Below are 17,427 nucleotides of genomic sequence, written 5' to 3' on the forward strand. Positions count from 1 at the left end.
TTTGCTTGTAAAAAAAGCAAGGGCTTTGGCGTATTCCTGAGGATGGCCGTTGATAAATGATTTGGTTGTCATGAAAATTATATAAAATTCAAGGCATGATATCTGAAATGATATATTCTGGGATTCATAAACTCGCTACGCTCAGACAATGAATCCCAAACAGAATATATCATTCCATCTATCAAGCTCTTGAATTTAATATATAATTTTCAAAGACAACCAAATCATTTATCAACGGCCATCCTCAGGAATATTCAAAGTATCGATGTTTTCTTATATGTACGATGTTATGTATATGTCGACAATGTAACCACGTCATTCCCAGTCCAGGTATAAAGAGCTAATAGTGTTTCTTCATGTGTCTCCATTTTATGAACTCTATTGTATGGATGTAGTATAATGTCTCCTGGAGATCTTGGAGTTGTAACTCCTTCGAGGGTCCAATCTGATGTTCCTGATAGGACTTTATAAAGTTCAGTAGCTGGATGCTTGTGTTCGGGATAGAGTGTGTTGGGGGATATAAGAGTAAAGCCGAGGCAGTATTCAGAGGTTCTAAAGGGAGCTTCGGGGCCGATGAGTTCGGCCCAGCCCAAGTAGGAACCGAGGTCACTTCGATCTTCATAGTTGTATTTCCATGGAAGGTAGTCTGCCACTTCTTTTATTAAATCCAGCAAAGGCTCCGTTTCAGTATTCCCATGTAGGGTAGATGACCTTACATACTGAATAAGAGGGGATGAGCTCTTTTCAAAGGGCTCGACCTGATCCGGAATGACTAATGATGTCACCTTTGCTATTTCTTTACTTATATCGTCTTTTGGTATACTTACATCTGACGCATAACCATCCAAAAGATCTCCTTGATTATTAAGAAGCTTAAATGCTTCGCCGATTATAGTTATTATCTTTTGATTTAATATGTCTTGACTTAGTATACTTTGATTTACCATATCTTGATTCCGTATATTTTGATTGAACATTTCTGATTCAAGATATGTTGATCAAATATTTCTTGACTTAACATATCTTAATCAAGATCTCTGCCTTAGTATTTATTGATTCGTTATCGCTTGATCCAGTATCGCTTAATTCAGTATTTTCTTAATCTGGGATTTCTTTATACATGTGATTTAAGCACGACAACTGTGTGTCCGATAGTGCCTCCGTTTTTCCAGATTTCAAAAGCCTGTGTTGCAGTAAGTCTCTTATCTTCCAAGGACTTCTCAATTTCAAAAGCTTTCTTTCCGGACTCTTCTACACTTACGCCTTCAAATGCTTTCTCAAGATCCTCTGCTCTGTAGAAGATGAAGGGGCCAAATCCCTCTTTTTCCTGCTGGGCATAGCCGCCGATAACGTCTAATGGCTCAGCCTGAACCTTCCACTGATAGGTATAGATCTCGGACTTAACCCCGGCCTGTTCTCCAAGTCTGATAAAAGAACTAAGAGGTACTCTTCCACCCATCAGAGAGAAGACAAATCCGTTATCTGTAAGGTATTCACCGGACTGAACCAGTGCCAGATAGTGAAGATCCAGCATGTCTTCGTGAACCTCAGAAGGGATCCTTTCGACTCTTTTTTCAAGATAATGACCACTGTTGCGGCTGTCTGTTACTTCCTTGTCATCTGTCAGCGGCACGTTCGGGAGGTTCTCGTATATGACGTCGAACTTCGGACGCTTTTCAGGTTCTGTCTCGTTTGCAAATGGAGCAAAGAGGTCGCCTGCGCCGCTAAGGAGATTGTAAGAGTCATTTTGTTTAAGGCCTTTTTCTACATTTTGCCTTGCTATATCTACAACGCTTTTCTGAAGGTCTGTAAAGCCAAGGGTCTGGGCGCCCAGTATCTCTGCACCTGCAAGAACGTCAAGGCCGGAGCCTGTTCCAAGGGAAAGGAAGGAATCAAAGTCCTTACCGTTTTCCTTTCTTGCAATCTTAAATGCAGGAACTGATACAAATGACAGCCAGTCGCTCTTAACATCTTCGACCTGAGGCAGATAAGCGTGAGACTCAACTGAGATGTCAACTTTATCCTTTATATGATCTGTATCATTTTTTAACTCAAAGTATTTCTTTATATCAACTTCAATATTCATACCGTCCTCCAAAATGCTTCATAAGCTCGTTGTATTAGGGTTTTCGCCCTGAATTCAGGCCTCCGGCAAATAGATACAAATGCCTCATGTGAAAATGTTCCTGATTTTTGTAAGGGGGTTATCCGCTGTCGTAAACACGCTGTACTTTCGCTCCTAACCCCCTAACAAAAATCAGGAACATTTTCAAAATCGGCATTTGTATCTATTTGCCGGAGGTCTGAATTCAGTTGAAAGTACTTGTCTATTGGTACAACGAGTTTAAGTCAAACCGCTTTCTGCTCTACTTCGCTTATATTTACTGCTTTATTAATTGCCTGTGCAAAATCTGCGATAATGTCATCTGCGTCTTCGATTCCGACTGAGACTCTGATCATGTCTTCAGGAATGCCTGCTTTGAGTCTGTCTTCGGGGCTCATCTGGGAATGAGTGCTGGTTGCGGGGTGAAGGACTGATGTTCTTGCATCTCCTACGTGTACTACAAGTGCAGCTACTTTGAGGGATGCAAAGAAAGTCTTTATAGCCTGTCTTCCGCCTTTAAGTCCGAAGGTAAGTACTCCGCTTGCTCCGTCATAGTCAAAATATTTTTTCACTCTCTCATGATTTTTGTTATCTTCAAGGCCTGGATAGTTGACCCAGTTAACTGCTTCGTTATTCTGAAGGAACTTGGCGAGCTTAAGCGCATTGTCTGAATGTCTTGGTACTCTTAAGTGAAGTGATTCAAGGCCAAGGTTTATAAGGAATGCATTAAGAGGGCTGAGTACTGGGCCGTAATCTCTTAAGTACTGGGCTCTTGCCTTGGTGATGAATGCCTTGTTGCCAAACTTTCCTGTATATGATGTATTAGCATACTGCTCGTCCGGTTCTACGAAGTCAGGGAACTTGCCGTTAGCCCAGTTGTAGGTTCCGCCGTCTACTATTATTCCGCCAAGGGCAACTGCATGTCCGTCCATATATTTTGTTCCTGAATGGATAACAATGTCAGCTCCGTGCTTTATAGGCTTACTTAAGAATGGTGTTGCCAGAGTGTTATCAACAAGGAATGGAACATCAAACTCTTTAGCAAGTGCTGAGAATTTGTCGAAGTCCAGAATTCCAAGTGCCGGATTGCCAAGCGTTTCGCCATAGACGATCTTGGTGTTAGGCTTAAATGCTTTTCTCAGCTCTTCTATTGGAGCTTCGGGATCAACGAAAGTTGTCTCTATGCCAAGCTTTCTGAGTCTTACATCAAGAAGTGTATATGTTCCGCCGTAGATAGCGTTGGATGCTACGATGTGATCGCCCGCCTGAACTATAGTGGATATTGCAAGGAATACTGCTGCCTGACCGGAAGCTGTTGTAAGAGCTCCAACTCCGCCTTCAAGTGCTGCAACCTTAGCTTCTAACGCATTCAATGTAGGATTGCCTGTTCTTGAATACTTATTACCGCTTTCCTGCAGTGAAAAAAGTCGCTCAACCTGATCAAGGTCCTCGTATTTATATGTAGTAGACTGGTAGATAGGAAGAACTCTTGGCTCTCCGATCCCTGGTCTGTATCCTGACTGTATGCACTTAGTTCCTATTCCCCAGTTCTCTTCTTTTTCAATAGATTTGATATTGCTCATAACCATGTCCTCCTCTTGCCGTTTTCTATATTCATACTTTTCATACCGTTTCGGTAGGATTAACTGTTAAATGAATAATACGCCCCATCAAAATAAAAAGCAATACCTGTAGCTATAGATTTTAGCTATAGCTTGGTATTGCTTTTGGCTATATTACTGAACTATCGCTATGTGTTCAGCTATAGTTCCTATGTATTAGAGTAGAGCCTCAGTCCTGAAGAAATCGATCAGAAACCGTACTCCGCCTTTTTCTCTTCAATCAAGGCATCTACTTCCTCTTGTTTGGAAAAAGATATTCCGCACTCAATACATGCGTTCATGAAATCAGTGTAATCTTCTTCATCCGCTGGTTCCCACAAAGAATAAGGAACATAATACTCTTCGCCATCTATCTCATAGATATATATTGTCGAACCTTCTCCAGCACCAGATATTTCGAATGCCTCAGGGAAATACTCTTCTAAATCTTCACTACTTACCACGTGTAACACATATATAAAGTGAAAATCAACATTAGAATCAAAGAACGCTTCCTTTTCTCCAGAAGTATATGCGCTCGAACTTCCACTAGAATAAATATATCCGTCATCTCCAATATCAAAACGTGAACGTGCGCTACTCTCTCCAGTAAATCTCAAGTATAAATGACCTTCATAAAAACTGATGACATACACATTATCTATAGCTGTTGTACTAGTAATGTCTATCAATAGTTCCTTACTGCCATCACTACCGCAATCAAGCTCGCGAGTTTCCACACTCTCAGAGTATTCAGGAACATACCAGGAAGATATATGATATTTATCCCCATAAACATATGAAAAATTAGAATTAAAAGGTTCTTTCACATATTCACATCTAACACATGTTTCATCATTTATGAATGCCTCATATGCAGACTCTGCATCTTTATATTCATTATCAGGAACATCAGAGTTATTGCAATAAAACAGACCATTTCCCTGCTGCTTGAATAATTTGAAATCTTCATATGAATTCTCAAAATTTTCTTCACATTCTTTAAGATAAGGAATCATGTCTTCAGGATTCACACCTTCATATAATGTTACCTGATCATCTGCCATTTCCATTATCTGATCGTAAATTTCTTCAGATGGGCCTTCGAACTCACTACTTCCCGCCTCTCTTTTCCATTCATAAACATAGTCAGCATACCCATGATTGTACCCATCTGTCATTACTGCATCTATCCATTGAGTACAAGATACCTCATCGGTCTTTCCACTAATCATGTTACCTGATTCATCTTTATATATATTTACAAGTACAAAACCATTTTTTGAAATACGATCATATTCAGAATTAGTATCTTGGTCTAAAACCACATAAATAGTATCTTCTTCACCATTGTAACTAAAGGCTATCAGTCTTTCTGCATCATCAGTATTAAATGAAACTATTAGTTCTTGTACTCCATCTCCGCTAATATCACAACAAACATATTTATATTTTCCTAATATATAGTCTGAGAAATGATTATCATCCCATTTTGTAGTTTTTTCTCCTTTTACGAATTCGATATATTGGGAAAAAGGTGACTCAGGAACATAATCTGACATTGGAGATTCCCAAGGCAAATCATCTGCTTGCCCTATCAAACCATTACTGGAATCTGTCGAGCTATCATCACTATCTTCTATAGAAGAATCAGACGAACTCGATTCATCCATGCTAAGGCTGTTATCTTGGCTTGAATCATCCGCCCCGGATGTTGTCAGTCTGCATCCGGTCATAGCAAATGTACATATAACATATATCAATAGTATCTTTTTTCTCATTGTCAAATCATTTAATCCTCTAGCTGAAATAATCAAAATCTTCATCCAAGAATTTATGAATAATTCTTTTTATTCTTCATCTGGTTTAAGTTCATCTCCATAATAGTACAGCTTGTCGTCAAAACCTATTTCCTGACGCTTCTCATCCTGAAGTATCTGTAATTCATCCATCGTTATAGCATTTTTTCCTTCCGCCTCAAGTGCAGCTCTCGCCAGATTATAAGGATCTTGAGGATTAGAATTCTCTTCTTCCAAGGTATTATTATCTATATCAACAATATATACATAATAGTACGGTTCTACTGCTTCTGTATCAAAACTTATTTCGATTACATATAATCCTATTCCTGAACCAATAAACTGATCATTATAGTAAAGATCACCAGTTTCGCCTATATGAAATCCTTCCTCTTTTGATCTGTTCCAAAATTTGTAATTACCATTTTCATCTAAAAATCCTTGTTCAGCAGAGTGAACACTATTACTTTCTCTATTAAATAAAGAAACTTCCCCCGTAAATAACACTGTGATAAAACTACTATCCCATGAATCTCCTGCAAAACATATCTTTAGATGTCCATCAACATTTTTTACAACCAATGTCAAGTTAAAAGCGGCCGCACCAATATCTGTCTTTAATTCATACGTTCCATCCAGCCCAAGATCGATATATTCTTCACATATATTATTTTCATATATCCAATCTTCAGCATACTCACATCCGTCACACAATTTTTCTTCAATCTCTGTTAATGTATAGCTCTCTCCATCTGTAAGCACTTCTGCTAAGCATAAAGCTCTGGTTATATCCCCATCTGAAGCATATTCAGCTTCAATATCTCCATTTAAGAATCCCTTATACAGACTTTCAGATTCACTATCCAGCTGGATTTCATCCTTTTTCTTAGGTGAAATATATTCTTTATATATTTCATACTGATTCTCAGTTGTCACTTCTGAATCTGCTTCAGCAGCGTCATTATCACCATTTATAGCAGTATCGTCTACAATTGTTTGAGCATCATCGCTAGCGCCATTACTTGCGTTTGCATCAGTCGCATTATTGCTGCTATTTGTATCACTTGCACCAGCTCTAGCACTCGCTTCACTGCCTTTATTCGAATCATTGACCTTGTTACATCCTGATACTACAGTCAAAACTGCCAATAGAATTACAGTAATGTAACACCTTCTTTTCTTATTATTTCCCATCAATCTTTATTCTCCCTTTACCTCTTCACACACCTCAAGTAATAGCAGGGGCTACACTAGCTCACCCCTGCCATTATTAGATGATATTAAGCCACTAATCAGAAACCATATTCAGCCTTTTTCTCCTCAATCAGGGCGTCAACTTCTTCCTGTGAGGAGAAAGATATTCCGCACTCAATACATGCGTTCATGAAATCAGAATAGTCTTCTTCATCTGTCACTTCTTCAAAAAAATACGGAACATAGTATTTTTTGCCATCTATATCATAGATATAGATAGTCATAACGTCTCCAGCAGGAGATATTTCGTAAGCTTCCGGGAAAAAGTCTTTTAATCCTTCATTACTTACTTCATCTGACTTATATACATAATGAAATTCAATGTTATTATCTAAGAACGCTTCGTCTACTCCGCATCTATTTACACTTGAACTTCCACTATAAATAATATAGCCGTCATCTCCTATATCAATCCTTGCCCGAGAGCTGCTCTGTCCAGCAAATCTCAAATACAGATGTCCTTCATAAAAACTAATAACGTATAAATAGTCGATAGTTTCCGGGCTCAAAGTACTTGTAATATCTACTACAAGTTCCTTGCTTCCATCACTACCACAATCAATTAAATGAGAATCCATTGTTTGAGAATATTCAGGATAAAACAAGGAAGACATATTATATTTATCCCCATAAACATATGAAAAATCAGAATTAAAAGGTTCTTTCACATATTCACATCTAACACATGTTTCATCATTTATGAATGCCTCATATGCAGACTCTGCATCTTTATATTCATTATCAGGAATATCAGAGTTATTACGATAAAACAGACCATTTCCCTGCTGCTTGAATAATTTGAAATATTCATATGAATTTTCAAAGTTTTCTTCGCATTCTTCAAGATAAGGGATTATGTCTTCAGGATTATCTCCGTCAAATAGGGTCACCTGATCTTCTGCCATTTCCATGACCCGATTATATATTTCTTCAGAAGGTCCCTCATATTCACTACTTCCAGCTCCTCTTTCCCATAAAAAAGCTGAATCACTTATATCATTAAAACCTCTTGATAATTTAACGTGAATCCTCTGAATATAGTTTTCATCTTCTGTTTTTCCACAAGTAATTTTACCGTCTGTATCTTCATATTCATAAAGAAGTACAAAGCCATTATTAGAAATATAATCACATTCCGAATTAAAACCTCGTTTTAATGACTCATATATTGTTCCATCTTCTTCATCATAGCTAAATGTTATTATCTTTTCTTTATCACCTTCCTGGTACAATATAACCAGTTCTGGCACTCCATCTCCGCTAAGATCACAACATGCATATTTATATTTTCCTGTTACATAATCAGAGAAATATTCATCATCCCATTTAGTAATTACTTTTCCACTAACAAAGCTGATATAACTTGAATACGGTGAATCCGGAACATAATCTGCCATAGGTGATTCCCAAGGCAAATCGTCTGCTGACCCTATCAAACTATTACTGGCATCAGCCGAACCATCATCATTATCTTCAATAGAAGTATCTGACGAACTTGTTTCATCTATCATAAGGTTATCATGGCTTAAATCATCCGATCCGGGCATTGTCAGTCTGCATCCGGTCATAGCAAATGTACATATGACATATATCAATAGTATCTTTTTTCTCATTGTTCTCTATTTAATTACCTATTCCTTGTTTCTATAAGCAGTCTCTACTGTAAGACTTGAAATAATATGTTGTATAAAAATGAGCAAGTCCTAAATTCCCCACATTATTGTACATAACCATTAGCTCTATTTCTTCACAATCCGACGAAATGACATTTTTCCCGGATGAACAGCCTAATAATGATCGATACTAAACCTGTAAATAAAAAAAGAACTGATAAACACATCCGTTTACCAGTTCCATATTCCTAATAGTAATCCACTTCTCCCCTCATGACACAGCTTTTTCATCAGTATAGTACTGGGCCTGGGCGTTCCAGAGTTCATAATACTTGCCGGATTCATCTTTGAGAAGATCCTGGTGAGTCCCTTTCTGAATTACCTGACCTTCATGGAACACAGCTATCTCATCACAGAACTTGCAGGAAGATAACCTGTGGCTTATGTATACTGCTGTTCTGTCATCCACCATGTCGTTGAATCTCTCATATATCTCTGCTTCTGCAACAGGATCAAGAGCTGCAGTCGGCTCATCGAGGATGATGAATGGTGCATCCTTGTAAAGAGCTCTTGCAATAGCGATCTTCTGAGCTTCGCCGCCGGAGACATCAACGCCTTCTTTATCCAGATCCTTGTAAAGATGTGTCTTAAGGCCTTTGGGCATCTTATCAAATCTGTCATCAAAGCCTGCTTCCCTCAGGCATTTCATAACTTTAGCTTCATCATATGAATGGCTTGTTGCAACGTTCTCACCAAGCGGCATTGCAAACAATTTGAAATCCTGGAAAACTATAGAAAAGATATTCATGTACTCATCATAGCGGTACTTCCTGATATCGATTCCATTAAGGAAGATAGTACCTTCCGTAGGATCATAAAGTCTGCAGAGAAGCTTAATAAAAGTTGTCTTGCCGGATCCGTTCATGCCAACGATAGCCAGCTTTTCACCAACATTAAACTTAAGATTTACATTTCTAAGTGCATAATCATCACTACCCGGATACTTGAAGGAGACATTTCTAAACTCGATCTCATACTTGTTATCACGCCTTTTTTCAGTTGTGAGACTTCCCTGATACATATTGTTGGGGAGACTTAAGAATTCAAAAGTATCCTCTAGGAACTTACCGTTACTCTTTAATTCTTCAATCTGAGATATAAGTCCGTTTATTCCATAAAAGACGCCTGTAACAGCTGCAATATACTGAGTAGCAGAGCCTATCGGAAAAGCTCCTGCCCATGCCTTGGCGCATACAAAAAAGTATATGATGCCGGCCATTATATTCTGAAAAACAACAGAGAGGGATGAAAGAATGCCTACCTTACCTATAAACTTTTCAGCAATTGAAGACTTTTCTGTAAATATATCACCGCTGCTCATATAACTTGTTGTAATCTTATCCTGTCTGTAAAGTCTTATATCTGCTGCCCTTGAACGGTCGTGAGAAAACCATCCATAGGCTGAAAATCTTCTGTTTCCAAGTCTTGCTTCATCCGAATAATCAGACCATGCCTTCTGCCTGAAGCTAAAAAAGTATCCGGAAAGTGTTGCATTAACTACCATAAGTACTACTATCAAAGCAGCAATCAGCGGATTATTAAGAATAGTAAATTTGACTTTTGTAACAGGTAGTACAAACATACTAACTGATAAAGCAAGACAGCAGATAATTGAAAGTACAGAATCAAGTAGATTTTCCAAGCAGTATATTGAACGGAGCAGCCCCCAGGATGACCAGTTCATGTTCTGCTCTATCTGCGCCTGCATATCTGCAATCTTTTGACTGTCAACATCGACATAGTCCATACTTGACTTTTTGTCTGCAAGAATTTTCTCGACAATTTGCCATAGTATATTATAATTTCTATGCTTTTCCAAAAGTCTTGCCAGTAACGAAGATATTACAGAAAGCCCTGCTGTTATCAAGAGTGTTATAAGCACCATTTTTGATATATCTTCTGCAGGCTCTGATGCTGCTATCATATTTATAAATCTTGCTGTAAGAGCAATTGGTACATAAATAGAAAATTTTGAAAAGAGCTTTGATATTATGATCAGTGTTATCATACCCTTTGAATACCTGCTCCAGATTTTTAAAGCTTTAAATTCACGCACTAGCGCTGTTTTCATCGAAATCTGATCCTTCATTGTCGCCATCCTCTTTATAGTATTTACTCTGAACACCATATATTTCTGCGTATTTTCCGTCTTTAGCCATCAGCTGTTCGTGAGTTCCCTCTTCTTTGATCTGTCCATCCTCTAAGTATAGGATCCTGTTGCAGAATCTCGTTGAAGCCAGTCTGTGTGATATGAAAACAGACTGTTTACCTTCTGTCATCTCGTTATAGCGAAGGTAGATGTTGTTCTCTGCTATAGGATCAAGCGCTGCTGTCGGTTCATCAAGAAGGATGATCGGAGAATCTTTGTAAAGAACTCTTGCAAGCATTAGTCTTTGTGTTTCGCCTCCTGACAGTTCAAGGCCATCTTCAAATACATTTCTTGTTATCTGAGACTCTATACCTTTTGAAAGACTGTTTATCTTTTCTAAAAGGCCTGCTTTTTCAAGGCTTTCCTTAAGTGTATCTTCATCATAATCAGAATTTGTCTGAGTGACGTTTTCTTTTATCGTAGCTGGAATAACCGAAAACTCCTGGAATACCGCTGAGAAAATATCGTAATATTCCTGCCTGTTAAACTCTCTTATATCAATTCCGTTAAGAAGTACCTGTCCATCAGTCGGATCAAGGAATCCTGAAAGAAGCTTTATGAGTGTTGTCTTTCCAGCGCCGTTAAGTCCTACGATCGCTATCTTTTCCTTGGGTTCAATCTTAAGGTTCATATTTTTGATAGTATCTTTATCAGCTTCAGGATAGCGATAAGTAACATTTCTTAATTCAAAAACATACGGAGCCTCAGGTACCTTTTTTCCGCCTTCAAATCTAAAAGGTTCTTCCCAATCGATGAATTCGCGTAAGATAGAAAGATCTATGCTCTGCTTATGAAGCTCAAGAAGCTGATTAAGGATTCCCCCAACCCACTCCGAATATCCTGTAACGGCCGCAGAATATAGGAGAAACTCTGACAACGTAATCTTTCCGCTTATTGCCATGAATATCAGTACATAATATGCAACTGCATTTTTCAAAAAGGTAAGTACCACATCCAATAGATTTCCAAGGAAAAGACGCTTTTGATTTTTATTGATAAAAACTGCCAAAAGCTTCATATTCTTTTCCCAAAGATCACCTGCCCAGTTCGCTACTCCAAACAGTTTGATCTCCTTTGCATAATTTCTATCCTTAAGTACATTATTACAATAGAACAGCTTGTTAACGATCTCCGCTTTTTCTTCCTTATGCTTGTAGCTGTAGTTGGAAATCTTGGCATTAACAACAAATCCTATTATTGTGAGCACCGTAACAATAACTGCTATCCTTACATCAAGGCCAGATATCAGTATCAGATAAAAGATAAATCCGAGACTGTTTGCAATAAGACCTTCCAGCGTCCCCCAGATAGCCTCAGTAGCAGCATTATTGCCGCCAACAGCTTCATAAGCTTTTTCAGAAGCCTCTATGAATTTGGTATTATATAGATTGGGATATGAAGTCGTGCAGCGCTTCCGCTCCAGATCTATGACAATGCCGGCTCTAGTGCCGACTCTTCCAAACAGACTGTTACCATTTAGATACTCAAGTAATCCGCCAAAGAAGATCATAAGAAGTGTAAATACTGCCACCCTTATCACAAATGATGAAAAGCTTCCGCCCTCTTCAACAACCTGCAGGATCAATGGTGCTACAAGCATCTGAATTACGTTCTTACCAAATGTTGTAAGAGCCGTTGCAAGACAGATGACAAGTACTATCTTATGACCGTTCCAGGCTTTGCTTATCATGAATGCTATATTACTTGGAATGGAATATTTTGGCTTTTTCTTGTTTTCCTTCGTTTTATCAGTATTATTATCCATAATTACCGCCCCATTTATTATCGTTCTAATCTCTTGGTGCCCGAATCATTTTGATTCTGTTTTCTTTAATTCTATTTTTGTGTTTTCGCAGCTTTTTCTCCGGATTGATTCGCTACATGTCTTTTGACATTGTAATCATAGCATAAAAAACATCCCCAAATTTCTTCGGGGATGAATTGCTTTATTCTGGGGATGAATTTGTGTTTTACTTACATTTGCGGTATCAGAATCTCTGTTGTAAACGCTCCGTCTTCACTGTTCCTGCTAAGGTAACCGCCGAGCCTTTCTACGATTCCGTCAATTCTGATAAGGCCAAAACCGTGCCCTTCACCTTTGGTGGTGCTAAAGAGTTTACCGATCTTCTTGAGCTTCTTACCTGCTGTAAAGTTGGTAAAAGAAATATAGAGCTGAGTGCCCTTCATGTCCATATATACACGGATAATGCGCTCGGAGGCAGGAAGCTCTAAACTCGCCTCTATCGCATTATCAAAAAGATTGCCTATGATACAGCAAAGGTCAAGTTCTGACATTTTGAGCTTAACAGGAATGTGGGCATCCACCTGAACATTTATATCTTTGGACTGAGCAAGAGATATCTTACTGTTAAGGATTGCATCCGCCATGGCATTACCTGTCTTGATAACGGTATCAACAGTATTAAGATCCGTATCAAGCTGATCCAGATACGCCTTGATCCCATCCATGTCATTATTGGCCGCAAGAGCCTTCATCATCTGGATGTGGTTACGGTAGTCATGCCTCCAGCCGCGCATTTTCCTGTACATGTTATCAACTTCTTTGTAGTGAGTCTCTACAAGTTCGCGCTGGTATACTTCTATTTCTTTGTCTATCTTTTTTGTAAAAATATTCATAATGATATTCCACTCGTACTCAGATTCATTGATGTCATCTTCAGCAATTTAATCAAAAACTATTCTAAATCAAACATATTACTGATTCAGGAGTTATTAATGATCGCGCGATTAACCTTCTCATAGCTTCCCCTCGGAAGCTGTACAGATCCGCCATCATTAAAGTAGATATCCGTCTTTGTAACTCTGCTTATGCAAGTCAGATTTACAATACAGGATCTTCCGACCCTGAAAAATCTCTCATCAAGCTCTTTTTCTATCTCGCTAAGAGTCTTTTTAACCGTAATATCCTTATCCGCATGAACAGTTATATAGTTAGCCCTGACATCAACATAGCGAATCCTGTAGATCGGAACCATATCTATCTCGCCGCCTGATTCAAGTATAAGCACCTTCCCGTCCTTTGAGATCTTCTTAGCAGCCCTGTCAAGAACTTCAAACAGCTTATCCTCCTTGACCGGCTTCATCAGATAATGCAGCGCCGCTACTTCGTATCCTTCAGCTATATAATCAGAATAGCCTGTGATAAATACGATCTGGGCGCTGTCACTTGTCTTTCGTATCTTTTTGGCCATAGTCACGCCGTCCATCTTGCCCATCTCAATATCAAGCAGAAGGATCTGGTAACTCTTATCCTCTTCATATTCAAATAGAAACTCTTCTGCTGAAGAAAAAAGGCAGATGTCTACGCTATGACCACTTTGACGTGCCCAGTTACTTACAATATCTTTTATATAGTTTCTATCCACTTCTGTGTCATCACAGATCGCTATCTTATAATCGCTCATACTGTTATACTAGCACAAAAAGCCAAAAGTCGGCGCACTTATTCATACTAATCCTCTCCTACTTCGTACTTCCGAAAATGGCTCGGTTGTCGAGTGCTCCTGGGGCTGACAGTAAATAAATGGTTTTCTTGTCTTTGAGAGTTTTATTAAATTCAAGAGCTTGATAGATGGAGATTTATATTCCCGCCTAGGGTCCGCATGTCTGAGCGAAGCGAGTTCCCGACATAGAAGTTCATCCATGAACTTCTGAACATGTCGTAACTACGTCCTGTAGTTTCGGACCCTGGGAATAGAAATCTCCAGATATCATGCCTTGAATTTTATAAAACTATCCTGACAAGAAAACCATTTATTTACTGTCGGCCCCAGGAGCACTCGACAACCGAGCCATTTCCCCTTCGCAAATCACCTCATATAGCAGCGATAGAAAACTGTGTCGATATCGATGACTATGGATCCTTCTGCTTCTATCTTTTTATCGAAATAGCTGCAGAAAATCTCCTTATTATCCTCCAGATACTTCTTGCAGGCAGAAAATCTCCTTGTAAGTCTGTCATAAAGCTCTTCTGACTTATCGAATCGCATAGGTCCCGGAAGCCTTACCCTATCAACTCTTGCAAAGTAGCTTTCAAGGATATCCTGTAACCATTTGTCCTTGTCGTCCAGATATTTCCTTCTCTTCTTGACAAAAGAATTATCAAGCCCCATCTCTGCAATCTCCTGCTCCCAGAAATCGTGTTCTGCTGAAGTATTACAATAGGTCGCAGAAAATACGCCGTCTTCCCTGAGAACCTTGGATACATGCTCTACAAACTTTTCCGGATCGTTTAAATATAGAATAAGGTAGTGAGCAATGATCTTAGTATACTTTTCTTTTGGTATACTATCCCACGTCTCATCTTTTTCCAGATCTTCAAAATAAACCTTTATATCTGAGCTTTCCGGAATATTCGCCTTGATAGAATCCATGTCACTTACCAGATCGTCAGCCCAGGTTCCGTGAAGATCGTAGCCATCTACCTTGAAATTCTCAGGGAACTTTTTAAGATTTTCCCTCCAGAGAAGTCCATAGCTGCAGCCAAGATCAAGAACCTGATCCCCTCCCCTAAAATCCATTGAATCCCAAATCTTCTCATACCACTCTACGTCATCTGCCGCATGTGACTGAGCGAACCATCTTCTTTCATCAGCGCCCTGACCCATCTCCATCTTCTTGATAGTATCAGCAACGTCATCCCAGTTAGGATCTTCTTCCAGCCTTATAAGCGCTGTTTTGATACACTGCGCAGCCTTCTGCATCTCATAGATCTTAGTTTCCATCATTTCAAGCTGCTTCTTAAGAGTATCCTTGATCGAGCTGTTATCATCATCTTCAAGACTCGACTTAATCTCCTCAAGGCTGAAGCCTACATGCTTAAGTGCAATTATTTTTTCTAATATTAATAAAGAACTCTTATCATACAATCTGTAATTGCCTTCAGAATAGCCAACCGGCTTTAAAAGTCCCTTCTCGTCATAGATACGAAGAGCCTTGGCAGATACCCCCGCCTTATTCGCAAACTCGCCTGATGTCATTTTCTCTTCCATACTTTCCTCCTTATGTTGCAAGTAAAAGAGCGACTATATGAGTTGAAATAACAATTTCAAACTCCATATCTCTTTTTCCAAATACGCGCGTTTGTTATCACTAATTATACGATAAAGGTTGCCCCAAGGGCGAAGTCAATAATTTTTTCACTCTTTACCTATAATCTATTTTGAAGGATAATGAATTGAACAAAATAAAAAGGGGTTAATTGATATGAGAAAAAAAATATTAAGTCTTTTTATGTCATCTATCATGACCGTTTCGTTACTGACAGGCTGTTCAGGATCAGGTGTATCGCTTGATATGTCAAAAAATGATGAAGAAACATCAAGTGATAAAGACAATTCATCAGATAACCAAAATGAATCTGATGATGAAAAGGAAAATGATTCTGATAGCAATTCATCTGCAACAGATGATACGGAAGCTTCAGTAGAATCTTTATTCGGAACAGAAGGCTACCCTTATGATATAGATCCTTCTGATCCTAATCCGGAAGATCGCATGGCGCATAATATTTATCTTGATCCTGATCTTAGCGGTACATCCAAAGCTTTCAGCGCGTTTAGTATTGACTTCAAAACTTCTGATGATCCTGAAAATACCTATTGGGCTTTGTGTAACTGGAACATGCATAATGGAGCCGGTGCCTATGCTGGACTACAGAACGATGGAGGCAATAGAGTTGCAGTTCTTTCTCTTTGGAAAAATGAAAATGTATCCGATCCTAATTTAGCCTTTGCAACTTTAATCTATCCAGAAGATACTGCAGAAAATTTTGACAATGAAGGTTCCGGTGTAAAGCATATAAAAACATATTCATGGGAAAAAAACCACTGGTACAGGATGGTCATCAGAGCTTTCGATCCCGAATGGACAGATACAACCGTTGTTGAAGAGTGGATCCAAGATAAAGAAAGCGGTGAATGGACTCTTTATGCAGCTTATGACACCCATATCAAGAACTCTTATCTTGAAGGAGCTATGTCTTGCTTCATGGAGAACTATATTGGAAATACCTGTAACGAGCTTAGAAGCATGAATCTTAATAACATCTATGTTATGGAATATGGTAGCGATAAATGGACTGCTATAGACACTGCTACTCTCAAAGTTGATACTCCTGATGCTGAGCATGATAACAAAAAAGGCGGCTATAACTTTGGTGCTACAGAGGACTATTTCTGGGGCTACACCTGCGGAAGTGGCGATGATTTTGTAAAAACCCAGACTTCACTTCCTACTCAGGATACTTTCACTATTAAAATGACAGACTCCGCTCCTGACTTTGATTTCGCCCATGATTACGGATTCGAGACAACCGTAAGCTCCGAACCAATCTATACAATAGATATAACTTGGACTTATTTCGATGGTGATCCATATGGCATATATGACGATGATCCTACAATTGATGGCGATAAAAACGATACTTTTGTAAATATATCAGATGGAAATTCATCTGTAGCTTTTTCCGATAGAATTGATTCTGATGGCAACACTGATACTTATTACTCGCTTGTAAATGGTATCGAAGAAAAAGTTTACAGTATTACTACAAATGAAAATGGATATACAGTCCAAATATTTAGAAATGATATTACATACAATATTTCCTGGGAGACACTCATAAACGATATAGAAACAGATTGCTATGCTATCATTACAGATTCTACTGGATACCAGGAAATAAGATACCGTGATGATTACTTAACAAGAAGTTATACAGGCGCATGGTATTTTCCAATTTGCTCAATTTCAAACGGAGTTCTTGGCGACTATATATTCGAATAATGCCGCAATTTTCAATCCCCCGTCACCTTAAGGTGGCGGG

The 17,427-nt window shown here is 38.7% G+C and carries 12 protein-coding genes; 1 reads left to right on the plus strand and 11 read right to left on the minus strand.

Translation table 11 applies throughout. The features are described 5' to 3' along the window. Window positions 1-287: 287 nt before the first annotated feature. The 11 genes from WAA20_RS13945 to WAA20_RS13995 form a co-directional block, all read right to left on the minus strand. Window positions 288-947: a dimethylsulfonioproprionate lyase family protein gene (locus WAA20_RS13945; RefSeq protein WP_167562654.1), complete on the minus strand. Its 660-nt coding sequence runs from the start codon at window positions 945-947 to the stop codon at window positions 288-290. 167 nt (window positions 948-1,114) lie between these two features. After that, complete coding sequence (locus WAA20_RS13950; RefSeq protein ID WP_073385521.1) at window positions 1,115-2,086, minus strand: hypothetical protein; 972 nt, start codon at window positions 2,084-2,086, stop codon at window positions 1,115-1,117. Between the two features lie 263 nt (window positions 2,087-2,349). Next, the gene (locus WAA20_RS13955; protein ID WP_073385523.1) at window positions 2,350-3,687 is read right to left on the minus strand and encodes an O-acetylhomoserine aminocarboxypropyltransferase/cysteine synthase family protein; all 1,338 of its coding nucleotides are present in this window, start codon (window positions 3,685-3,687) and stop codon (window positions 2,350-2,352) included. Between the two features lie 227 nt (window positions 3,688-3,914). Continuing rightward, window positions 3,915-5,531, minus strand: coding sequence for a hypothetical protein (locus WAA20_RS13960; RefSeq protein WP_139263606.1), 1,617 nt, complete (start codon window positions 5,529-5,531; stop codon window positions 3,915-3,917). 24 nt (window positions 5,532-5,555) lie between these two features. Further along, entirely contained in the window at window positions 5,556-6,698 is a 1,143-nt protein-coding gene (locus WAA20_RS13965; protein ID WP_073385526.1) for a hypothetical protein, read from the minus strand. A gap of 98 nt (window positions 6,699-6,796) precedes the next feature. Continuing rightward, window positions 6,797-8,371: a hypothetical protein gene (locus WAA20_RS13970; RefSeq protein WP_073385527.1), complete on the minus strand. Its 1,575-nt coding sequence runs from the start codon at window positions 8,369-8,371 to the stop codon at window positions 6,797-6,799. Window positions 8,372-8,642: 271 nt separating this feature from the next. Then, window positions 8,643-10,520 carry an ABC transporter ATP-binding protein gene (locus tag WAA20_RS13975; RefSeq protein ID WP_242951141.1) on the minus strand — a complete coding sequence of 626 codons (1,878 nt, stop codon included), beginning with the start codon at window positions 10,518-10,520 and terminating at the stop codon, window positions 8,643-8,645. Next, window positions 10,480-12,345 (minus strand): ABC transporter ATP-binding protein, encoded by a 1,866-nt coding sequence (locus tag WAA20_RS13980; protein ID WP_073385529.1) that lies wholly within the window; start codon window positions 12,343-12,345, stop codon window positions 10,480-10,482. The genes WAA20_RS13975 and WAA20_RS13980 overlap by 41 nt, the downstream gene beginning before the upstream one ends. Window positions 12,346-12,554: 209 nt before the next feature. After that, entirely contained in the window at window positions 12,555-13,217 is a 663-nt protein-coding gene (locus WAA20_RS13985) for a GHKL domain-containing protein (RefSeq protein WP_073385530.1), read from the minus strand. Window positions 13,218-13,303: 86 nt separating this feature from the next. Beyond that, window positions 13,304-14,005, minus strand: a complete 702-nt coding sequence (locus WAA20_RS13990) for a LytTR family DNA-binding domain-containing protein (RefSeq protein ID WP_073385532.1) — start codon at window positions 14,003-14,005, stop codon at window positions 13,304-13,306. Window positions 14,006-14,410: 405 nt separating this feature from the next. Further along, window positions 14,411-15,592: a MerR family transcriptional regulator gene (locus WAA20_RS13995; protein WP_073385533.1), complete on the minus strand. Its 1,182-nt coding sequence runs from the start codon at window positions 15,590-15,592 to the stop codon at window positions 14,411-14,413. A 214-nt stretch (window positions 15,593-15,806) separates the two neighbouring features. Here WAA20_RS13995 and WAA20_RS14000 point away from each other — a divergent pair, with 214 nt between their 5' ends. Continuing rightward, window positions 15,807-17,387 (plus strand): DUF3472 domain-containing protein, encoded by a 1,581-nt coding sequence (locus WAA20_RS14000; RefSeq protein WP_073385535.1) that lies wholly within the window; start codon window positions 15,807-15,809, stop codon window positions 17,385-17,387. Window positions 17,388-17,427: the final 40 nt, after the last annotated feature.

Origin of the sequence: Butyrivibrio fibrisolvens, assembly GCF_037113525.1 — a bacterium.
Taxonomy (GTDB): domain Bacteria; phylum Bacillota; class Clostridia; order Lachnospirales; family Lachnospiraceae; genus Butyrivibrio; species Butyrivibrio fibrisolvens.